General features: G+C 64.9%; 17 protein-coding genes and 1 tRNA gene. 7 read left to right on the top strand and 11 right to left on the bottom strand.

From position 1 onward, the window contains the following. Positions 1–4: 4 nt before the first annotated feature. Positions 5–3,232, bottom strand: a complete 3,228-nt coding sequence (locus D002_RS0110590; protein WP_018141897.1) for an EAL domain-containing protein — start codon at positions 3,230–3,232, stop codon at positions 5–7. Between the two features lie 226 nt (positions 3,233–3,458). After that, positions 3,459–3,773: a high-potential iron-sulfur protein gene (locus tag D002_RS0110585; RefSeq protein ID WP_018141896.1), complete on the bottom strand. Its 315-nt coding sequence runs from the start codon at positions 3,771–3,773 to the stop codon at positions 3,459–3,461. Positions 3,774–4,064: 291 nt separating this feature from the next. Between D002_RS0110585 and D002_RS0110580 the strand changes: the two genes are divergently transcribed. Together D002_RS0110580 and D002_RS0110575 are read left to right on the top strand one after the other, a co-directional pair. Further along, positions 4,065–4,607: an outer membrane beta-barrel protein gene (locus tag D002_RS0110580; RefSeq protein WP_018141895.1), complete on the top strand. Its 543-nt coding sequence runs from the start codon at positions 4,065–4,067 to the stop codon at positions 4,605–4,607. An 88-nt stretch (positions 4,608–4,695) separates the two neighbouring features. After that, positions 4,696–7,455: a cation-transporting P-type ATPase gene (locus D002_RS0110575; RefSeq protein WP_018141894.1), complete on the top strand. Its 2,760-nt coding sequence runs from the start codon at positions 4,696–4,698 to the stop codon at positions 7,453–7,455. 26 nt (positions 7,456–7,481) lie between these two features. Here D002_RS0110575 and D002_RS0110570 read toward each other — a convergent pair whose 3' ends face one another. The 3 genes from D002_RS0110570 to D002_RS0110560 form a co-directional block, all read right to left on the bottom strand. Beyond that, complete coding sequence (locus D002_RS0110570) at positions 7,482–9,545, bottom strand: bifunctional diguanylate cyclase/phosphodiesterase (RefSeq protein ID WP_018141893.1); 2,064 nt, start codon at positions 9,543–9,545, stop codon at positions 7,482–7,484. A 163-nt stretch (positions 9,546–9,708) separates the two neighbouring features. After that, positions 9,709–10,233: a cytochrome c gene (locus tag D002_RS0110565; protein WP_018141892.1), complete on the bottom strand. Its 525-nt coding sequence runs from the start codon at positions 10,231–10,233 to the stop codon at positions 9,709–9,711. Then, positions 10,233–10,814, bottom strand: a complete 582-nt coding sequence (locus tag D002_RS0110560) for a hypothetical protein (RefSeq protein ID WP_018141891.1) — start codon at positions 10,812–10,814, stop codon at positions 10,233–10,235. The genes D002_RS0110565 and D002_RS0110560 overlap by 1 nt, the downstream gene beginning before the upstream one ends. 148 nt (positions 10,815–10,962) lie before the next feature. On the opposite strand from D002_RS0110560, the gene D002_RS13975 reads away from it, so the two are divergent. Continuing rightward, positions 10,963–11,367 (top strand): hypothetical protein, encoded by a 405-nt coding sequence (locus tag D002_RS13975; RefSeq protein WP_018141890.1) that lies wholly within the window; start codon positions 10,963–10,965, stop codon positions 11,365–11,367. Positions 11,368–11,686: 319 nt separating this feature from the next. Here D002_RS13975 and D002_RS0110550 read toward each other — a convergent pair whose 3' ends face one another. From D002_RS0110550 to ispB, 6 genes are all read right to left on the bottom strand, one after another. Continuing rightward, on the bottom strand, positions 11,687–12,349 hold the full coding sequence (locus D002_RS0110550; RefSeq protein WP_018141889.1) for an O-methyltransferase: 663 nt from the start codon (positions 12,347–12,349) through the stop codon (positions 11,687–11,689). Between the two features lie 5 nt (positions 12,350–12,354). Continuing rightward, entirely contained in the window at positions 12,355–14,529 is a 2,175-nt protein-coding gene (gene spoT, locus D002_RS0110545) for a bifunctional GTP diphosphokinase/guanosine-3',5'-bis pyrophosphate 3'-pyrophosphohydrolase (protein ID WP_018141888.1), read from the bottom strand. Positions 14,530–14,541: 12 nt separating this feature from the next. Then, a complete protein-coding gene (gene rpoZ / locus D002_RS0110540) occupies positions 14,542–14,817 on the bottom strand; it encodes a DNA-directed RNA polymerase subunit omega (RefSeq protein WP_017941888.1) in 276 nt (91 codons plus the stop codon). A gap of 61 nt (positions 14,818–14,878) precedes the next feature. Next, positions 14,879–15,529, bottom strand: a complete 651-nt coding sequence (gene gmk / locus D002_RS0110535) for a guanylate kinase (protein WP_018141887.1) — start codon at positions 15,527–15,529, stop codon at positions 14,879–14,881. Between the two features lie 102 nt (positions 15,530–15,631). Continuing rightward, positions 15,632–15,708: transfer RNA gene (locus tag D002_RS0110530), tRNA-Pro, on the bottom strand. Positions 15,709–15,827: 119 nt separating this feature from the next. Then, the gene (gene ispB, locus D002_RS0110525) at positions 15,828–16,796 is read right to left on the bottom strand and encodes an octaprenyl diphosphate synthase (RefSeq protein ID WP_018141886.1); all 969 of its coding nucleotides are present in this window, start codon (positions 16,794–16,796) and stop codon (positions 15,828–15,830) included. Between the two features lie 292 nt (positions 16,797–17,088). Between ispB and rplU the strand changes: the two genes are divergently transcribed. The 4 genes from rplU to proB all read left to right on the top strand — a co-directional run bounded on the left by rplU (position 17,089) and on the right by proB (position 19,976). Further along, positions 17,089–17,400, top strand: coding sequence for a 50S ribosomal protein L21 (rplU, locus tag D002_RS0110520; RefSeq protein WP_018141885.1), 312 nt, complete (start codon positions 17,089–17,091; stop codon positions 17,398–17,400). A gap of 30 nt (positions 17,401–17,430) precedes the next feature. Next, on the top strand, positions 17,431–17,691 hold the full coding sequence (gene rpmA, locus D002_RS0110515; RefSeq protein ID WP_018141884.1) for a 50S ribosomal protein L27: 261 nt from the start codon (positions 17,431–17,433) through the stop codon (positions 17,689–17,691). A 78-nt stretch (positions 17,692–17,769) separates the two neighbouring features. Continuing rightward, positions 17,770–18,843, top strand: a complete 1,074-nt coding sequence (gene cgtA / locus D002_RS0110510) for an Obg family GTPase CgtA (protein ID WP_018141883.1) — start codon at positions 17,770–17,772, stop codon at positions 18,841–18,843. Further along, positions 18,837–19,976 carry a glutamate 5-kinase gene (gene proB / locus D002_RS0110505; RefSeq protein ID WP_018141882.1) on the top strand — a complete coding sequence of 380 codons (1,140 nt, stop codon included), beginning with the start codon at positions 18,837–18,839 and terminating at the stop codon, positions 19,974–19,976. The genes cgtA and proB overlap by 7 nt, the downstream gene beginning before the upstream one ends. The last annotated feature ends 250 nt before the right edge of the window (positions 19,977–20,226 follow it).

Genomic DNA, 20,226 nt, shown 5'->3' with positions numbered 1-20,226 from the left:
CGGTTCAGGAAACGATCGCGGGGAGCTCCGGTGACGGGCGGTGCAGGTGATAGCCCTGGGCCATGTCTACGCCCAGTTCGGCCAGCATCTCGAGGGTGGCTGCATCTTCCACGCATTCGGCGATGGTGAGTTTGTCCAGCCCGCGGGCGACATCGACCATCGCACGGATAAAGGCCTGGTTGTCGCGGTTATTGGGCAGGTCGCGCACGAACATGCCGTCGATCTTGAGGACCTGAACGCCGAGGTACTTGAGGTAGGCGAAGGTGGAGAAGCCGGAGCCAAAATCGTCGAGGCAAACCGTGCAGCCGGTGTGTTGCAACGCCTCAATGAAGCGCTGGGCATCCTGCATCTCGGAGACCGCGGCGGTTTCGGTTAGCTCGATGATCAGCCGTCTCGGTTCGATGGCATGCTGTTCCAGTTGCTGGGCGATGTACTGCGGGAGGCTGGGCTCGTCGAAGCTGCGCCCGGAGATGTTGATGGCGATGCCGGCGATCGCCGGGTCGGTGGCCAGCTGGGCGATGCTCTCGCGGATCACCCAGCGGTCGATATCCAGGATCTGGCCGGTCTTCTCGGCGACCGGGATGAACTGGCCTGGCATGGCAATCGCGTCGGGTTCGCGCGGGTCACGCAAGCGCACCAGCGCCTCGAGGTGGTGCAGGCCCCCGTCATTGATGCTGTAGATCCCCTGGTAATGCAGCTCGAAATGATCCTGTTCCAGGGCGGTGCCGATGCGCTGGCTCCAGGACATTCGCTCCAGCATGTGTTCGGCCGTGTTGCGGCTGCGGTCGAACACCGCCCAGGTGTTCTTGCCCAGGTCCTTGGCCTGGTACATCGCGGTGTCGGCATGCGCGACCAGGTCTTCCACGTTGTCGCCGTGTTCGGGGTAATGGGCAATACCGATACTGGCGGTCAGGCGGTAGTTCTGGCCCCGGAAGCGGAACGGGATCGCGGAGATCGCGCGGCCGACGCGTTGCGCCAGTTCGACGGGCTCATGTTCCGACTCGCGGTCGACCAGGATGGCGAATTCGTCGCCGCCCAGGCGGGCGAAGATATCCTGGCTGCGTACCAGCGCGGCGATCTCGCCGGCGGCGCGCACGAGTACGGTGTCCCCGGCACGATGGCCGAAGGTGTCGTTGATGGTCTTGAACTCGTCGAGGTCGAAGTAGAGGAGAGCGAAACGCCCGTCGCGCCGGCGCTCGCTATGGATCACTTTCTCCAGGTGCTTCTGGAAGTGATGGCGGTTGTACAGCCCAGTCAGCGCGTCGTGCTCGGCCAGGTAGACCAGTTGCTGAGCGGTCTGACGCTCGTGCGTTACATCCTCGTACATCCATAGCCGGCCGATGGCCCGCTCGTCGGTATCCTGAACCGGGTAGGAGACCTGGGTCAGGATGCGCCCGTCGTACAGATCCACCTCGAAGCGTTCGCTGATCTCGTGGGTATCGAGTACATGGAGCACGTGACGGGAGGCATGGTCCGGTCGGGCGAATCGGTGTGTAGAGTGTTCCAGCACGTCGCGCGAAGGGCGTCCCACCAGATCCAGATCGTTCCCGATGGCCCACATTCGGCGGAAGGCCGGGTTTACGTACTCCACGCGGCCGTCGCGGTCCTCGAACAGGATCCCAATGCTCATGGCCGATAGCAGGGCAGACATGCGCCCCTGTTCGCGCTGGGTCAGTTCCAGCAGTCGGGTTTGTTCGTCGCGGGAGGATTCCAGCTCGGACAGGGCCTGCAGGAGGGCGTTTTCGTTGCGCTTGCGCTGGCTTATGTCGTGCGAGATGGCGACGTAACGGGCCGTTTCGCCGCGGGGCGCGACCAGCTGCAGGGAGATTTCGACCGGCACATCAAAGCCATCTCGGTGGCGATGCGTGGTCTCGAAGCGGAACTGGTCGCGTTCGCCGCGGCGCAGCGGCTCGATCATCTGGCGGAATTTCGGTTCTGGAAAGTCCGGCTTGATGTCGAAGGGGTGCAGGGTCAAGAGCTCGTCCCGCGGGATGCCGGTCTGATCCACCGCGCCCTGGTTCACGTAGATGAACTGTAGGGTCTCCACGTCGAACAGAAAGACCCCGTCCAGGGTCAGGTCCAGTGTGGAGTGGAAGGCCTCCAGCTCGTTCGTTCGGGCCTGCAGGCGTTCGCTGGTGGTGACCAGGTCGTCGGCGTCGACCACATGCCCTTGCAGATACTGGAGCTGACCCCGGTGGTCGTAGATGCCGACGCCGCGTTCGTACACCCAGCGTGATCCGCCGTTGCGGTGCACCAGGCGCCACTGGATCTGGTACTGTCCTTCGCGCTGCAGCCCCTCGGAGACTTCGTGCCAAACTCGGTCGCGATCATCAGGATGGACCAGGTCGTTAAACGTGAGATTCTCTTCAATAAACGCCTCGCGCGAGTAGCCGGCAAGCTCTTCCGGCGAGCCTTCGATATTGATGACCTCCCAGTTCGGCGTGTTGCGGGAACGATAGACAAAGCCGTTAAGGGTATCGAGGATGCGCAGCAGGTCGTCGCTCTGCTGGGTTCCGAGTGAGCGGGTCAGGGACACGAGCGCGATCACGGCGAGGATGGCCGCAAACATGCGCAGCATTTGCACCGGCAGCCCGATCGTCTCCAGCACATCGCCATGGGTCGGCAGCCAGCCCGGGAGGGCGGAGTCGATCGTGCCCGGAAATGGTGTGACCAGGGCGTAGCCGAGGAAGGCCAGGGCCAGTGTTGCCAGGGCGGGGTAATGGTGGGCGTGATCGTCGCTGGGTCCCTCGGTGCTCCGCAGAGCGGGGAGGCGCAGCAGGGACCAGAAGGCCAGGCCGGTCAGCAGCGCGCCGGGGACGCCCACCAGGTAGCGCCCTCCGTTGGCGAGGCCATGCGAGGGGGCTTCCGCCACCCCAAGCATCAGGATGAGCCCGACGACGATGACCGGGTACAACCACAAAGCATCCAGTTGAATACGCCGCTGCCCTATGTTCAGGGCGCGCCGCCCGAACTCGAGAAGGGGTAGGAACGAGACGAGCTTCCAGGTGGCATTAAGCCAGGGCGCGCGCGCCCACGAATAGTGGAAGCCCGCTGCCTGCAGGAACTCGTAGCTGCCATGGATGAGCCCGAACAGGGCCAGCAGCCAGAAATGTTGGGCAAACGGCAGGGTGCCATCGCCTCGCGGCAGTACCAGCGCAACGACGCCCAGCGAAAAGAACGCCAGACCGTAGACCAGATACAGGACGGTGAAGCCAGTCGTCGACAGGTCCATCAGTGACCGGCTCTCGCGTTAGCGGAAGCGCTGCAGGGCGGTCGAGGTAGGCGGTCAGACACGCAGCTCCCTTTCGGCCATTCTCGGCACTAGCCGAAGCCGTATTACGAGATCAAAGGCGTAGCTTGCGGGGTGGGGTGACGGGGATGCAAGTTGCAGTGCGGTTCAGGGGCGGGAGGTAAAGTATCCGGCCCGGAGGAAGCCGGGCCGGACGGGAGCGTCGGACTTAGGACGATACGTACTCGTCACACCAACCTTCGGCGTTGACCTGCACGCCCTGGAAGTCGGCGTGGAAGCACTGGCCCCATTCGGAGTCACCGCCACCCCAGAAGGCGCAGTTCTTGCATTTTTCGCCATCCGAGTAATCGGCATGGTCGGCGTCGGCGGCGTTGTTCACGTAGCTGTGCGCATGACCATCTTCGGCCCGTTCCTCCGCCTTGGCGTTGGACATGCCAACGAGGCTGACGACCGGGATGGCGGCTACGGCAGCGGACGCCTGACGCAGGAATTTTCGACGGTTCGCATTCGGTTTGTCGGACATGAGTCCTCCGTTTGCAGGTTGGATTTTTGATTTGTGGTCTTCTGAGTACTACGTAGAGTCACCCGGCGGATTCGGCGGGATCATCATTTTCGAGGCCTTGGAGCACCGAGGGTTCCCTCGAATTTCCAATTTTTTTCAAGGGAATGTCGGGGTAGCCCTGCGCGGAGTGATGCAGACGACCGGAAAAAAATTCCATGCCAGGTTCACGAAACGCTGGTGGATGTGATGAACATCACGCCGCTCTGATCTATCATCAGGGTTCGCTTATAGATGACCAAACGGAGGTGCGCAATGGTGTACAAGAAGACGCTGTCGACGCTGGCCCTGGGCGCTTTGGCGCTGGCGCCGTTCGTGCAGGCGAGTGCTGTGGAGCGCGGCATGGAACCCAGTGTCGCGCTACTGGGCGGTGTGGTTTCGCCGGATCTCTCCGATGCCAGCTCCGACGCGGCCTACGGGGTCGAGATCGGGGCGAATTGCCAGCTGTTCCAGCCGGCCACCGGCGTGCTGCGTCATCACCTCAGCGTGAGCCGCTACAGTGATGACCCGCTGAAGATGACCAGCGCCGAGGTGAACAGCCACTGGATGTTCGAACCGAATGAACGCCTGTCGCTGGGCTTTGGTCCGGGTATCGGTTACGTGCGTGCGAAGCTGGACGACGATACCAATGGCCTTTGGGCGGCCCAGGTGGGGGGTAGCCTGAAGTACCAGCTGGATCGTCAGTGGTTTCTGGGGCTGGAGGCGCGTTACCAGTTCACCGAGAGCGATCGCTTCGATGGTCGCCGCGCCGATGCCGACAATATGCGCGTGATGGGCAAGGTCGGAATGCAATTCTGATCCTTCGGCACGCCCGGCACCGGGGGGCTTGCCGCCCCCCCGGTGCCGGGTGACGATAGGGCGACGTTGACACAGCAGGGCGTTGCCCATGGCCGAGACCTCCGAACCCACCGACTCGGATGAAACCCGTGAAGCTCCCGCATGGCACAGCCGGACTGCGGAGGAGGCGCTCGAGCACTGGGATTCTGCGCGTTCAGGCCTGACGGCCGCCACGGCCGAAGAGCGGCTGGCGCACTATGGGCCCAACCAGTTGCGCCCGCCCGAACGGGCCGGTGTCCTGCGGCGCTTCCTGCGCCATTTCCACAATATCCTGATCTACATCCTGCTGGTGGCCGCGCTGGGGACGGCGTTGCTGGGCCACTGGGTGGATACCGGCGTGATCCTCGCCGTGGTGCTCATCAACACGCTGATCGGTTTTGTCCAGGAGGGCAAGGCCGAGAAGGCCCTGGATGCCATTCGACGCATGCTGTCGCCGCGGGCCCTGGTGACTCGGGGTGGCGAACGCCGCGAGATTCCCGCCGAGCAGCTGGTGCCTGGGGATGTCGTGCATCTCCAGGCAGGCGACCGGGTACCGGCCGATCTGCGGTTGTTCGAGACCAAGAACCTGCGTCTGGAAGAGGCGGTGCTGACGGGTGAGTCGGTGGCCGTGGAGAAGGATACGGCTGAGGTCGCGCTGGAGGCCGATCTCGGGGATCGCCGCGGGATGGCGTTCTCCGGGACGCTGGTGGCCTTCGGCCGCGGCACGGGCGTGGTGGTGGCGACTGGCGAGTACACCGAGATCGGCCGCATCTCCACCATGCTGGGGGCAGTCGAAGGTTTGGAGACGCCGCTGGTCCGGCAAATGGAGCAGTTCGGTCGCTGGCTGGCCGCGGTGATTGTGGTGATCGCGATGGCCACCTTCGCCTTCGGCTACTGGGTACGTAGCTATCCGTTGGACGAGATGTTCCTTGCGGCCGCGAGTCTCGCGGTGTCCTCCATCCCCGAGGGGTTGCCCGCGATCATGACGATCGCGCTGGCGATCGGGGTGCAGAAAATGGCGCGGCGCAATGCCATCATCCGCCGCCTCCCGGCGGTCGAGACCCTGGGTTCGGTCTCCACGATCTGTTCCGACAAGACCGGTACGCTGACCCGTAACGAGATGACCGCCCAAACCCTGCGCACGGCAAGCCGCGAGATCTTTGTCAGTGGGGTGGGGTATGCCCCTCAGGGTGGGTTCGTCGAGGACGAGCGGGACATCGATCCGGACGAGGACCCCTTCCTGATCGAGGTGCTGCGTGCGGGGTTGTTGTGCAACGACGCGCAGCTCTATCACAAGGGCGATGACTGGGTCATGGAGGGCGACCCTACCGAGGGCGCGCTGATCACCCTGGCCCGCAAGGCGGGTCTGGACCCCCATCTGGAAGAGGAGCGCCTGCCCCGCACGGACGTGATTCCGTTTGAGTCGGATCACCGCTATATGGCGACCTTGCATCATGACCACGAGGGTCATGCACGTGTGTTCCTGAAGGGTGCGCCAGAGCGGGTGCTCGAGCTGTGTGACCAGCAGCAGGTTGGTGCCGAACGCCGCGAGGCCCTCGATGCGAATCACTGGCACGCCGCGATGGAGGCGGTCGCGGCGCGCGGCCAACGGCTACTGGCCGTCGCGGTGCGTGACACCGACACCGAACGGCGCGAGCTGAACTTCGACGATGTCGAGGCCGGCGGGTTCACTCTGTTGGCCCTGCTGGGGATTATCGACCCGCCGCGCGAAGAGGCTATCCGCGCCGTGGCCGACTGTCAGGCGGCGGGCATCGATGTGAAGATGATCACCGGCGATCACCTGGCGACCGCCCGCGCGATCGGCGTGCAATTGGGCTTGGGGCGTGATGCCGAGGCGCGTTCGGGCCACGAGCTGGAGGGCCTGGAGGAGAGCGAACTGGCGGCGCTGGCAGAGCGCACGGACGTCTTCGCGCGGACCTCGCCGGAGCACAAGCTGCGGCTCGTTCAAGCGTTGCAGAAGAACGGCCGGGTGGTCGCGATGACGGGCGACGGGGTGAACGATGCTCCGGCGCTGAAGCGCGCGGACGTGGGCGTGGCGATGGGTGGCAAGGGGACCGAGGCGGCCAAGGAAGCCTCGGAGATGGTGCTGGCGGACGACAACTTCGCCTCCATCGCCCATGCGGTTGAGGAGGGCCGCACGGTTTACGACAACATTCGCAAGGCCATCCTGCACATGCTGCCGACCAATGCTGGGCAGTCATTGACCATCATGATGGCGATATTGATGGGCCTGGCTCTGCCGCTGACCCCGGTACAGGTCCTGTGGGTCAATATGGTGACCTCGGTAACGTTGGCCATGGCGCTCGCCTTCGAGCGCGCCGAGCCGGGCGTGATGCAGCGCCCGCCCCGGGCGCCGAATACGCCGCTTCTCTCCGGCTTCCTGCTCTGGCGCATCCCCTTCGTGGCCTTGCTGTTGTGGGCCGGCACCTTCGGACATTTCGTGTACATGGGGATGCTCCCAGGCGTGTCCGAAGAGGTGGCGCGCACGGTGGCAATCAACACGCTGGTGGCGGGGCAGGCCTTCTACTTGCTGAACCTGCGGCTGATTCATCAGCCCGTGTTGCCGGGTGGGGAACTGTTTCGCTCGCGCGCGATGTGGCTGGCCATCGGATTGTTGATCCTGCTGCAGCTGGCCTTCACCTACGTGCCGGTGATGCACACGTTGTTCGGCACCACGGCCATTCGTCTCGACGACTGGATTCGCATCCTGGCGTTCGGGATGCTGGTGTTCGTGATTGTGGAGCTGGAGAAACTGGTGGTGCGCCAGGTACTGGCCCGCCGTCGCGGGATATCGCCTCAGGCCGTTTGATTCATCAGCGTCTCCTTAACACCGCATCAGGAGAAGCTGTTGGCGAGCAGGGCGGTTGCGCGGGCGGCGTCTACCGGCGGGGAGTAGTGATACCCCTGGGCGCGGGTGCAGCCGAGCGCTCGCAGGGTGGCAGCGTGGGTATTGCTTTCCACGCCCTCGGCGACCGCCTCCAGTCCCAGGTTGTGGGCCATGTGGATCACGGTCTGGACAAGGCGCTGACTGTATTCGTCGTGGTCCAGGCCGGAGACGAAGCTGCGGTCGATCTTGAGGATGTCCAGCGGTAGCCGGTGGAGGTAGCTGAGCGAGGAGTAGCCGGTGCCGAAATCATCCAGGGCCAGACTGATGCCCAGGCCCTTGAGACGTTGCAGCGTCTCGATCAGCTCGTCCAGATTGCCCAGCGTGGCGGTCTCGGTGATTTCCAGACGTACCTGGGCGGGTGGGACGCCGGTGCCTTCCAGGATCGTCTGGACCTCGTCGACCAGGTCCGGGCGGGTAAGCTGGCGGGCCGACAGGTTGGTGCTGATGGTCAGCGGCTTGTCCGGATAGTCGGTGTTCCATTGCACCAGCTGGCGGCAGGCGGTGTAGAGCACCAGCATGTCGATCAGGTGGATCTGGCCGGTGTCCTCGGCGATCGGGATAAAGTCGTCGGGTGGGACCAGCTCGCCGTTGCGTATCCAGCGCACCAGCCCCTCGAAGCCGGCGATGCAATTGTCGCTCAGTGACATGATGGGCTGGAAGTGGACTTCGAAATCCCCCCGCTCCACCGCCTGGCGCAGATCGGTTTCCAGCGCCAGGCTCAGCCGGGCACGCGTCTGCATACCCGGATCGCAGAATTCGCAGCGGGCCTTGCCCAGCGACTTCGCGCGGTACATGGCCATGTCTGCCTCGCGCATCAGGTCATCCGGGGTGGCCCGGCTTTCGGACTGTCCGGGCGAGTGCCCCGAGAACTCTTGCTGGACCGGGCAGGCCTGGCCGTAGGGACGGGTCGCAATGCCGATGCTGACGGTGACGTAGACATCCTGCCCGGCGATGGAAAACGGTTCGTGCAGCACAGCCTGCAGGCGTTCGGCGACGCGCAGGGCGTCCACCGGTTCATGCAGTCCTTCCAGCAGGATGGTGAACTCGTCACCCCCTAGACGGGCGAGGGTGTCGTCCGGGCGATTGGCCGCGGCGCCCTGTGGCCGTGAGACGGTGTCGTTCTGGCGCAAAGCACTTAGCAGGCGCTGGCCGACGCGCACCAGCAACTCGTCCCCCGCCGGGTGCCCCAGGCTGTCGTTGACGGTCTTGAAGCGGTCGATATCGACGAACAGGACCGCGAACAGGTTGAAGGACTCGCGGGTCGCTCGGGCGATGGCATGGGCCAGGCGGTCGTGAAACAGCCGGCGATTGGGCAGCCCGGTCAACTGGTCGTGCGAGGCGTTGTGGAGCAGGCGTTCCTCGTGGCGGTTGCGCTCGATCACGCGGCCAAGCTGCACCCCGATTTGCCACATCAGCCAGAGCAGGTCAGGGTCGGTGGGCTGATGCTCGGTGGCAAAGAACTCAAGGACACAGGCGACCTCGTCCCCGACCATCACCGGGAAGGCAAACCCGGAACACAGATCGCTGGCGGCTGCCTGTGGTGAACGCGGGAAATTGCCGTCGGTGTTCAGGTCCTCGATCCAGGCGGGCTCGCCGTTGGCCAGCACACGACCGGGCAGGCCCTCCCCAACCTGGAACACGCGGTCCTCGGTGCTTTCGCGAAATGCGGTGAACGGTTTTGCGCTGGCGAGGTGCCAGATGCCGGTGGGATTGAGTTCGCTAGTGCCGCTGTATGCATCATGCCGGGCGAGGTAGGCGTGGCCTACCGGCCAATCGAGGAAACGCCCGATCGCGGAGAGCGCGGTGCGCAGGACATGAGCGATCGAGTCGGACTGGTTGGCGGTCGAGGCGATGGTGTTGAGCAGCTCGATCTGCTGCTGCTTGGCGTAGACGTCCTGCAGCCTGCTCTCGGCCAGGGTCTCCGCATGGCGCCTTGCCTCGCGCTCTTGTTCGGCGAGCGCTTGCAGGCGGAGCAGTTCACCATCCGCGCGGTCTTCGGCGCGTCGATTCACGCATACCCCCGCGAACCGGGAACATCGTCGTGCTGGCAGACATCAAGCATGGGCCACTCCCGGCCGTTCCCCCGAGGGGTGCGTTCCCTGTCGGTATCGACAGGACGCAGATGAGCCGCCTGTCATTCCGGGCGCATTGTACGGTTGGTGCGGGCCCGACGCATCAATGGGCGTGTTCGCCGTGTGTAACCCAGGGTTCGCCCATCGCCTCTTCCCAGTCTTCCTGGGTGGGGTGATTGCGGTCGTAGCGCTGCCAGGCCTCGAAGATCTCGTCCGGCCAGTGCGATTGCAGCCAGGCGATGATGGCTTCGACGTCGTCTTCCGACAGGGTGTCCTCGAAGCTGGGCATTGCGCCGCCGCGCGCCTCGGCCCCATAGCGGATCATGTCCTTTAGCTGCCAGTACGGGTGATGCCAGGTGTGGGCAGTGCCGTCTAGCGGAGGCGGCGGGAGTGTGCCGTCGGGATTTCGCTGACGCCAGTTCTCGGCCCCCTCACGCTGTTCCCCGTGACAGGCGATGCAGTGCTGCTGGTAGAGCCGTTCCCCGCGCTGCAGGATCTCCGGATCGGTCGTGCGCTGGAGATGTTCCGGCTCCCCCGTTGTCGCACCGAAGCCGTCACAGCCCATCAGCCCGGAGGATGCCAGGGCTACGACGATGGCGGCCCCCAGCCAGTGAGTGGGGCGCCGCATCAGTCCTGGAGGTCCGGTTCCTCGGCCTGTCCGGCCGGTTCGTCACTGCCACGGAACGAGTCGCGTACCGAGCCCCACGCCTTGCGCGAGCCGTCGCGGATGCCGCCCCAGGCGTCGCGGGCCCCTTCGCGTACGCCACCCCAGGCACTGGAGGAACGGTCGCGCATGTCGCTTGACCATTCGGCTAGGTTGTTGCGTTCCTCGACCAGGCCATCGTAGGCGCGTTCGCGGCGCTCGCGAGTGGCGTCACTCAGATCATCCCAGCCCTCGCGGATGTTGGTGCCCAGGCGATCCAGTTCGCGATCCATCGCGTCCAGGGTTTCGCGGGTACGCGACCGGGTGGCCTCGTCGGCCTCGGCACCATCTTCCTGGAGTTCCTCGCGGGTCTCGGCCCAGGATTCGCGCAACTCCTCCATCTCGCTGGCGGTGGCATCGTCGTCCATCGCTGCATCCGCGTCGTCGCTGGCCGTGGGTTCGTCCCCCGCGTGCGTATCGTGGTCGGCGCCATACAGGGGGCTTGCGGCCAGCATCAGACCACACAGCCCGGCGAGCAGGATGGGGCGCAGTTCGAGCAGGTTCATGTCGGTTCCTCCGAGGTGCCGCGGGTCGGCAGACCAATGATGTGGATCTCTCATGGTAGGACGTTTCGCGCTCCGGTATGTTTCCTGGGAGAGGATGATTTGCGAGGCAGTCCACGTGATGTACTGGAGAAGGCAGGTTGCAGGGGGTGTGCTGGCGCTGATTCTGGCGGGTTGCGCTACGTCGACCCCGGATCCGGATGATGACGGCGCGTCCGCGGGGCTGCCCGAAGGATGGGAACCCGCGCCGACAGCCTTCGAGGCCCAGGCGGTGCCGTCGCTTGAGCCGATGGTGATGCCGGGTGCCGCGGTGATGGAGTGGTTCGCGGCCAGTGGCTGGAAATCCGGCCTGGCCGTCGACTACGCGGGGCTGGAGATCGACCAGCCGAGGCCGGAATGCGCGGAGGTCCGCCTGACCGGGCTGCGTGATGATGCCGTCGAGGCCTACGAATTCCGCCTGGAACTGGAGGAGAAGGAAGCGGGCTGGGTGGTGCGCGCGGTGGAGCGTCGTGCCATCTGCCGCCGCGGCCTCGGCGACAGCGGCCTCTGCCTGTAAGGCTTCGTTGAGGATATGCGCAGGGAAAAGAATGGGTTCACCACGAAGTGCACGAAGGCACGAAGAAGGGCAAGGTCAACAGCGGTTCACCACAGAGGGCACAGAGATCACGGAGAAGGACAGGGGGGCAGGATGATTGTTCAGGCTGACCCGCAGGCTGGAACAAAGCCGTTCGCCACCAGGAACGCTTACAACAAAAGGATTTTCTTCGTGCCTTCGTGCGCTTCGTGGTGAATCAGCAGACCCTTGAATTTTGAGCCTTGAAGCTCTTCTCTGAGTCCTCCGTGTTCTCTGTGGTGAATCGAGGCTTACGGCCGGATCAGCGGCGGCGGGCGAGGGTCAGGCCGTCGCCGATGGGGGTGAGCGAGAGGTCGATGCGATCGTCATGGTGCAGGGCCTCGTTGAAGGCGCGGATCGCGAGTGTGTCGGTGCGGGTGTCGTCGGGGTCGGCGACCGTGCCGTACCACAGGGTGTTGTCGACCAGGATCAGGCCGCCTGGGCGCACCAGGCGCAGGCAGTGTTCGAAATACCCCGAATAGCCGGTTTTGTCCGCGTCGATGAAGGCCAGGTCGAAGGTGCCGGCCTCGCCGGCGGCCTCCAGCGCCTGTAACGAGTCCCGGGCTTCGCCTTGTTCGAGTCGGATGCGCCCCGCGACACCCGCGCGTTCCCAGTAGCGGCGTGCGGTGGCGGTCCATTCCGCGCTCTTGTCCAGGGTCACGATCTCGCCGTCCTCCGGCAGGGCGAGGGCAATCGCCAGGGCGCTGTAGCCGGTGAAGGTGCCGATCTCCAGGTAGCGTCGCGCACCCATCAGCTTTGCCAGTAAGGCCATAAATTGCCCCTGTTCCGGGGCGATCTGCATGTTTGCCTCGGGCAGAGCCGCGGTCTCACTGCGCAGCTCAGCCAGCAAAGCCGGTTCGCGCAGCGAGTTCTCCAGCAGGTATTGGTAAAGCGTTTCGTCGAGGCCGATGGAGCGATTGGACATTTTCTTCAGCCGCGCTGGCGGGAGATGCGGAGAACGTCGGGCAGGCGTCGCAGGCCGCGCATAATCTGCGCCAGGTGCTGACGGTCGCTTACGGTCAGCAGGAAGGTCATCGCGGTGGAGTGGCCGTCCTGCTCGTTGAACGAGATGTGTTCGATGTTGGAGCCGTGGTCGGCGATGACCGCGGCCATGTCGGCCAGCGCGCCGCGGCGGTTGGCGGTGCGGGTGCGGACCGCGGCGGTGAACTGGAGCTGCGGCTCGTGCGACCACTCCAGCGCGATGGTTCGATCGCTGCGCTCGCGGCTCTCGTGCAGCACATTGCGGCAATTCTCGCGATGTACCACCAGCCCGCGTCCGGCGCTTAGCTGGCCGATGATGGGATCACCGGGGATGGGGTGGCAGCAGCGCGCGTAACTCAGCACTAGACCTTCCGTGCCCTTGACTGCAAGGGTGGTCGTGGCCGCCGTGGTATCCGGTTCCGGACTGTCCTTGCCGACCATCTGGCGGGCAACCAGCGTCGCCATGCGGTTCCCCAGGCCGATATCGATCAGCAGTGCATCCAGATCCTCCAGCTGCATCGCGTCCAGCATCTGGTCCAGCCGCGCCGGCGAGATATGCGACAGGTGGCTGTCCAGGGTCTCCAGGGCCTTCTCCAGCAGACGCTCGCCGAGCGTGCGCGCCTCCTCCGATTGCATGGATTTCAGGCAATGGCGGATGCCGGTGCGGGCCTTTCCGGTGACCACGAACGACAGCCAGGCCGGATTGGGGCGGGCTCCGGGGGAAGTGACGATCTCGACGGTCTGGCCGCTTTGAAGGCGTACGGACAGTGGGGCGAGCTGGCGGTCGATCTTGGCGGCCACGCAGCGGTTGCCGACGTCCGAGTGCACGGCATAGGCGAAGTCGATCGGGGTCGCGTCGCGCGGAAGGACCAGAATGTCGCCGCCGGGGGTAAAGGTGTAGACCTCGTCGGGGAACAGGTCGACCTTCACGTTCTCCAGGAATTCGATGGAGTTGCCGACGCTGTTCTGGATCTCCAGTACGTCCTTCAGCCAGTCGCGTGCGCGGCTCTGCGCGGTACGCGAGGACTCACTGCCGGCCTTGTACTGCCAGTGTGCGGCGATGCCGCTTTCGGCCACGCGGTCCATCTCGGTGGAGCGGATCTGGATCTCGATGGGAATGCCCTGTGGCCCGAACAGGATGGTATGCAGGGACTGGTAGCCGTTGGACTTGGGGATCGCAATGTAGTCCTTGAAACGTCCCGGGACCGGTTTGTAGAGGTTGTGCACCAGCCCCAGGGAGCGGTAGCAGGTGTCGATGTCGTCCACGATGATGCGAATGGCGAAGACGTCGAACACCTCTTCGAAGGAGTGGCGCTTGTCGCGCATCTTGCGGTAGATGCTGTACAGGCTCTTCTCGCGGCCCGAGATGCGCCCGACGATCCCGGCGGTCTCCATCCGCGAGCAGATCGCCTGCTCGATATTGCGCATGGGTTCGCGGCGGTTGCCCCCGGCGCGGTGGACCGCGCGTTCCAGCACCGCGGCGCGCCACGGATGTTTGGCCGAAAAGCCGAGCTCTTCCAGCTCGCGGCGCATGGCATTCATGCCCAGACGCTGGGCAATCGGGGCGTAGATCTCCAGCGTTTCCTTCGCGATGCGGCGGCGCTTGTCCGGCCGCATCACGCCCAGGGTGCGCATGTTGTGGAGGCGATCGGCGAGCTTGATCAGGATCACCCGGATATCGCGGGTGATCGCCAGCATCATCTTGCGGAAGTTTTCGGCCTGGGCTTCGGCCTTGGACTGGAACTGCAGGTGGGTCAGTTTGGAGACGCCATCGACCAGCTCCGCGACCTCTTCGCCAAACTCGGCGTGGATGCGGTCCTTGCTGGTGGCTGTGTCCTCCATTACGTCGTGCAGGATGGCGGCGCTGATCGCCTGATGGTCCATCCGCATCTCGGCCATGGTGCGGGCCACGGCAAGCGGGTGATAGATGTAGGGTTCCCCGGTCTTGCGGGTCTGGCCTTCGTGGGATTCCGCACCCAGGAGGTAGGCGCGATAAACCTCCTCGACCTCGCCCGGCTCGAGGTAGGCCTCGAGCTCGGAGCACAAATCGCTAATCAGGAATCGGGTCGAGTCCCCCGGGGGCGTACTGGTGGCCCCGGGAGCAACTGGCTCGCCAGCGGCCATAAAGGAGAGCTCCTACCGTTCGTCGGCTTCCAGCTGTTCCAGATGGCGGATCGTGCTGAAGTCCAGCATCTGGTTCTGGGGCCGTTCGTCGTGTTCGTCGAACACTTCGGTACCGACCACGCCGGCGGCGATTTCGCGCAGGGCGATCACCGTGGGCTTGTCATTGTCCTCGGGGACGCGAGCTTCCTTCCCGTGGGCGATGTGACGGGCCCGACGGGCAGCCATCAGCACCAGTTGGAAACGGTTTTCGACATTTTCGAGGCAGTCCTCGACGGTGACGCGTGCCATCGGATACTCCGGTCAGTAAATCGTTGAAACTCGTGTAGGGAAAGCACCCCACATCTGCATGTTACGCCGACCCCGGCGCCCCCGCCAACAGATTCCCTATCGTGGATGCGGATCGGATCTCCTGTTCCACGGTGCGCAGGCGGTTGGCGCGAAAGATACTGGCGAGATCGCGCACGGCCTGGTCGAAATCCTCGTTGACCACGGTGTAGTCGTACTCGCGAAAGTGCGTGCAGTCGGATTCGGCGTCGCGCAGGCGGCGCTGGATCACATCTTCCGCATCCTGTCCGCGGCCGCGCAGGCGGCGCTCCAGCTCGTCGCGCGAGGGTGGCAGGATGAAGATGGAGTGGGCATCCGGCACGGCGGCGCGCACCTGGCGCGCGCCCTGCCAGTCGATCTCCAGGATCACGTCGACACCGGCCTCCAGGCGTTCTTCGACGCTGCCGCGAGAGGTGCCGTAGAAATTGTCGAAGACCTTGGCGTGCTCCAGGAGCTGGCCGTCCTCGATCATTCCAAGGAAGGTCTCTGCGCTGACGAAGTGGTAGTGCTCTCCGTCGACCTCGCTGTCTCGCGGCTTGCGCGTGGTGTGCGAGACCGAGACTTCGACCGCCCGCTCGGATTCCAGCAAGGCCGCTACCAGGCTCGTCTTGCCGGCGCCCGACGGCGCGGAAATGATGTAGAGAGTGCCGCGAACGGCCTGGGAATTGGCGGTCATGGACGTGTCCGCAGGACCTGAGCGTGATCGGGACCTGGCCGTCTCCGGGGCGGGCTTTTCAAGCCGGGCCACAGGCCGGAACACCAGGGTCAAGAAGAAGATTGGTCGGAGTGAAAGGATTCGAACCTTCGACCCCTGCCTCCCGAAGGCAGTGCTCTACCAAGCTGAGCTACACTCCGAACCGAGCCCGCTATTATGCCGAGCCTCCGAGGGCGTGTCCATGCCTCGGGCGGCCAAAAATTTGGAATGCGAGCCCTCGTCGTCAAGGGAGGCGCTGGCTAAATCGCGGGTCCCCTCCCTAATGGTTGCGTCCGACTGCGAAGCGGGCCAGATCGATCAGTGCCTGTCGGTGGGGCGAGTCGGACAGGGTGCGGATGGCCTCGATCGCCGCCTCGGTCTCGGCCTCGGCGCGGGAGCGAGTGTAGTTCAGGCTGTCGGTGTCGTGCACCACCTGCAGGACCGGCTCGACCTGTTCGCGGCCGCCATTCTCGATCGCCTGCCGCACGATTCTCTGCTGATCGGGTGTGCCCATGCGCAGTGCATGGATCAGGGGCAGGGTCGGTTTACCCTCAGCCAGGTCGTCGCCCATGCGCTTGCCGGTCACCTCGTCGTCGGAGGAGTAGTCGAGGACATCATCGATCAGTTGGAAAGCGGTGCCCAGGTGCATGCCGTAGCGGGCCAGCGCCTGTTCGTCGGCCTCCGGGCGCTCACCCATGATGGCCCCCAGCTGGCAGGCAGCCTCGAACAGCTTGGCGGTCTTCGACTGGATGACGTGCATGTAGCGCTGTTCGTCCACGTCGGCGTCGTGGCAGTTCATCAGCTGCATCACTTCGCCTTCGGCGATCACGTTGGTCGCGTGGGAGAGGATTTCCATCACGCGCATGGAGCCGACTTCGACCATCATCTCGAAGGCGCGCGAGTAGAGGAAGTCACCCACCAGCACCGCGGCCTCGTTCCCGAAGATGTGGTTGGCGGTCTCGTTCCCGCGACGCAGCTCGGAGGCATCCACGACGTCGTCGTGCAGCAAGGTTGCGGTATGGATGAATTCCACCACCGCCGCAAGCGTTACCGGGTCCTGGCCCTGCACATGGCAGGCCCGCGCCGACAATGTGGCCAGAAGGGGGCGCAGGCGCTTGCCGCCGGAATGGATGATGTAATGCCCGAGCTGATTGATCAGCACTACCGGCGAGCTCAGCCGTTCGCGTATGCACTGGTCGACGGCCTGCATGTCGTCGGCCGCCAGTTCTCGGATCGAATCAATGGGCATGGGGTCAGGCAAGCAGGCTCGTGAGGTCGTCGGGAGTGGCTCTGTAGGCACCCGGTGGGGCGGCGCACTACACTAGGGAAAGGTCGGTCAGTGTACAAGTTCGCGCGTCGGGGCGGAGCGCCCGTATCCCGTGCAGGTCCGCTTTGCCGCCCCGAGGGCGCCAGGGCATCCCGTTTGGGTTGCGTGTAAAGATTGACCCGAGAGGGAAGCGCTGCTAGCATTTCCGCCCTTTCGCGAGACCAGCTCCCAGTCGGCTGGTCCACACAAGGTATCGCAACGGAGTCCCAGGGAAATGTACGCGATCATCGCAACAGGTGGTAAACAATATCGCGTCGCCGAAGGCGACGTGCTTCGCATCGAAAAGCTCGACGCCGAGGCCGGCTCCGAGGTCGAATTCGACCAGGTGCTGATGGTCGGTGCGGGTGATGATGTCCGCGTCGGGGCCCCGCTGGTGGACGGTGGCAAGGTCACCGCCAAGGTCGAAGACCATGGCCGCGCGAAGAAGATTCACATCATGAAATTTCGGCGGCGCAAGCATTCCCAGAAGCAGATGGGACACCGCCAGCATTACACCACCGTGCGCATCACCGGCATCGCCGGCTGATCGCCCGCAGGCATTCAGGAGAGCTGAACCATGGCACATAAAAAGGCAGGCGGTAGTACCCGCAACGGGCGCGATTCCGAGAGCAAACGCCTTGGCGTGAAGCGCTTCGGCGGTCAGGTCGTGCGCGCCGGCAATATCCTCGTTCGTCAGCGCGGGACGCAGTATCATCCCGGCGAGGGCGTGGGTTGTGGCAAGGACCATACGCTGTTCGCCAAGGTCGACGGCCAGGTCGTCTTCAAGGTGGGCGGTCGTCACAACCGCCGTTTCGTGAGTATCCAGCCGCAGCAGTAAGCCGGCCGGTCAGCGAAGCGTTCGCGAAAAGCCCCGTTCGACGGGGCTTTTTTTGTTCTGTACTGCGGGAAACAAGCAATGAAGTTCATCGACGAAGCCACCATTACGGTAAAGGCCGGCGACGGCGGCAATGGCTGTGTCAGCTTCCGCCGCGAGAAGTACATCCCGTTTGGCGGGCCCGATGGGGGTGACGGCGGCGATGGCGGCTCCGTGTGGCTGGTGGGCGACGAAGGCCTGAACACCCTGGCGGATTTTCGTTACCAGCGTCGGTTTGACGCCGAGCGCGGCGAGAACGGCATGGGCCGTCAGCGCACCGGGGCCTCGGGCGAGGATCTGGAGATTGCGGTGCCGGTCGGTACCCAGGTACGCGATGCCGAGACCGACGAGATCCTCGGGGACGTGACCCACGAGGGGCAGCGTCTGCTGGTCGCGCAGGGGGGCTTCCACGGGCTCGGCAACACGCGCTACAAGTCCTCCACCAACCAGGCGCCGCGTCAGAGCAAGCCGGGTACGCCGGGCGAGCTGCGCAAGTTGTCCCTGGAACTGATGGTGCTGGCCGATGTGGGTCTGCTGGGTTTGCCGAATGCCGGTAAGTCCACGTTGCTGGCGCGTGCCTCCGCGGCGCGCCCGAAGATCGCCGATTACCCGTTTACGACCTTGATCCCGCAGCTGGGCGTGGTGCGCATCGGGATTAATCAGAGCTTTGTGATTGCTGATATCCCTGGGTTGATCGAGGGCGCGGCCGAAGGAGCGGGCCTGGGCACGCGCTTCCTCAAGCATCTGGCGCGCACCCGCTTGCTGCTGCACGTGGTAGATGTGGCCCCGCCGGACCCCGAGGCGGATCCGCTGGTGGATCTGCGCACCGCGATCACCGAGCTGGAACGCCACAGTGACGACCTGGCCGCGCTCCCGCGATGGGTGGTGTTGAACAAGCAGGAATTGCTGGACGCCGAGGATCTCGCCGCCCTGGTCGAGCGTGTGCGCGCGGATCAGGGCGAGGAGCACCCGGTGTTCACCATCTCGGCCGCGACCGGCGAGGGTGTCGATGCCCTGCTGCAAGCCGTGATGCGCCACATCGAAGAGACGGCGCAAGCCGCGGCCGAGGCCTCTCGCCGCAATGCGGCCGCCAAGCCGGAGGATACGTCGTGGTAGACGCGGCCGCTACGGCGCGTGCGCTGCCGGCCATCCGGCGGGTCGTGATCAAGATCGGCAGTGCGTTGATCACGGCCGACGGGGCTGGGCTGGATCGTCCGGCCCTGGAGTCCTGGGCGCACCAGATTGCGGCCCTGCGCCGCCGTGGGCTGGAGGTGATCCTGGTCTCCAGCGGCGCGGTGGCCGAAGGGATGCGGCGGCTGGGTATGACCGAGCGGCCGCATCAGCTCCATCGCGTGCAGGCCGCGGCGGCCGTCGGTCAGATGGGTCTGATCCAGGCCTACGAGCGCGAGTTTGCCAGCCACGACCTGCACGCCGCCCAGGTCCTGCTGACCCACGATGATTTGGCCGATCGGTCCCGCTACCTGAATGCCCGGAGCACCATCCAGGCCTTGTTGGAGATGGGCACGATTCCGGTAGTCAACGAGAACGACACGGTTGCCTACGAGGAAATCCGTCTCGGCGACAACGACACCCTGGCGGCCTTGGTCGCCAACCTGGTAGTGGCCGATCTGCTCCTCATCCTGACCGACCAGGATGGCCTGTTCGATCGCGATCCCCGCAAACACGCCGATGCCCAGCTGATCCAGGAGGGGCGCGCCTCGGATGCGGAGCTGCACCGCTACGTCGCCGCCGATTTTGGCCGTCTGGGTCGGGGTGGGATGGCGACCAAGCTATTGGCGGCCGAGCGGGCGGCACGCTCCGGCACGCATACCGTGATTGCCTCCGGCCGCGAGGCGCAAGTGATGGGGCGGGTGCTCAAGGGTGCACCGCTGGGCACCTGGCTGAAGCCGGACCGTGAACCCCTGGCGGCGCGCAAACGCTGGTTGGCGGATCAGTTGCACTCGCGCGGCCAGCTGCAGCTGGATGCCGGCGCCGTCCGTGTGCTGCGCGAATCGGGCAGCAGCCTGCTGCCGGTGGGGGTGGTCGGTGTCGAGGGTGATTTCCGCCGTGGCGAGATGGTCACCTGCGTGGACCCGGAGGGTGTGGCCGTTGCGCGCGGGCTGACGAATTACGCGGCTAGCGAGGTTCAGCGCATCCGTGGACAGCGCGCCGATCGCATCGAGGCCGAACTCGGTTACTTGCTGGAGCCGGAGCTGATCCACCGCGACAACCTCGTCCTGCTCCCCTGATTCGCCTGCGGGCGCGTACGCGTTCGTATCCAGTTGCCCTCGGCGGGACTCCATGCCCCCCTGTGGGAGCGTGCTTGCACGCGAAGCCCCTGCCAGAGTCGGACGCGGGCAGGGGCTTCGCGTGCAAGCACGCTCCTACGGCGTTTGGGGGTGCTGAACAGATATCCGGATTCCCGGCGGGGCTGGCCTTGTAGCGGCCGACCCTGCGCCGCTCCTCCTGATCCCTTCGCGCGCTTCCCGTCTTCCTGTT

Source organism: Thioalkalivibrio sp. ALJ7, from assembly GCF_000376865.1.
In the GTDB taxonomy this organism is placed as follows: domain Bacteria; phylum Pseudomonadota; class Gammaproteobacteria; order Ectothiorhodospirales; family Ectothiorhodospiraceae; genus Thioalkalivibrio.
This window is presented reverse-complemented; position numbering and strand designations above follow the sequence as displayed.

What these genes read in the sequence shown, in the direction of transcription:
- cgtA (WP_018141883.1), top strand. Translation starts at nt 17,770, where the DNA reads ATGAAGTTCATCGACGAAGCCACCATTACGGTAAAGGCCGGCGACGGC.
- rpoZ (WP_017941888.1), bottom strand. Translation starts at nt 14,817, where the DNA reads ATGGCACGCGTCACCGTCGAGGACTGCCTCGAAAATGTCGAAAACCGT.
- D002_RS0110575 (WP_018141894.1), top strand. Translation starts at nt 4,696, where the DNA reads ATGGCCGAGACCTCCGAACCCACCGACTCGGATGAAACCCGTGAAGCT.
- ispB (WP_018141886.1), bottom strand. Translation starts at nt 16,796, where the DNA reads ATGCCCATTGATTCGATCCGAGAACTGGCGGCCGACGACATGCAGGCC.
- D002_RS0110565 (WP_018141892.1), bottom strand. Translation starts at nt 10,233, where the DNA reads ATGCGGCGCCCCACTCACTGGCTGGGGGCCGCCATCGTCGTAGCCCTG.
- spoT (WP_018141888.1), bottom strand. Translation starts at nt 14,529, where the DNA reads ATGGCCGCTGGCGAGCCAGTTGCTCCCGGGGCCACCAGTACGCCCCCG.
- D002_RS0110585 (WP_018141896.1), bottom strand. Translation starts at nt 3,773, where the DNA reads ATGTCCGACAAACCGAATGCGAACCGTCGAAAATTCCTGCGTCAGGCG.
- rplU (WP_018141885.1), top strand. Translation starts at nt 17,089, where the DNA reads ATGTACGCGATCATCGCAACAGGTGGTAAACAATATCGCGTCGCCGAA.
- D002_RS0110560 (WP_018141891.1), bottom strand. Translation starts at nt 10,814, where the DNA reads ATGAACCTGCTCGAACTGCGCCCCATCCTGCTCGCCGGGCTGTGTGGT.
- D002_RS0110590 (WP_018141897.1), bottom strand. Translation starts at nt 3,232, where the DNA reads ATGGACCTGTCGACGACTGGCTTCACCGTCCTGTATCTGGTCTACGGT.
- D002_RS0110580 (WP_018141895.1), top strand. Translation starts at nt 4,065, where the DNA reads ATGGTGTACAAGAAGACGCTGTCGACGCTGGCCCTGGGCGCTTTGGCG.
- gmk (WP_018141887.1), bottom strand. Translation starts at nt 15,529, where the DNA reads ATGACCGCCAATTCCCAGGCCGTTCGCGGCACTCTCTACATCATTTCC.
- rpmA (WP_018141884.1), top strand. Translation starts at nt 17,431, where the DNA reads ATGGCACATAAAAAGGCAGGCGGTAGTACCCGCAACGGGCGCGATTCC.
- D002_RS0110550 (WP_018141889.1), bottom strand. Translation starts at nt 12,349, where the DNA reads ATGTCCAATCGCTCCATCGGCCTCGACGAAACGCTTTACCAATACCTG.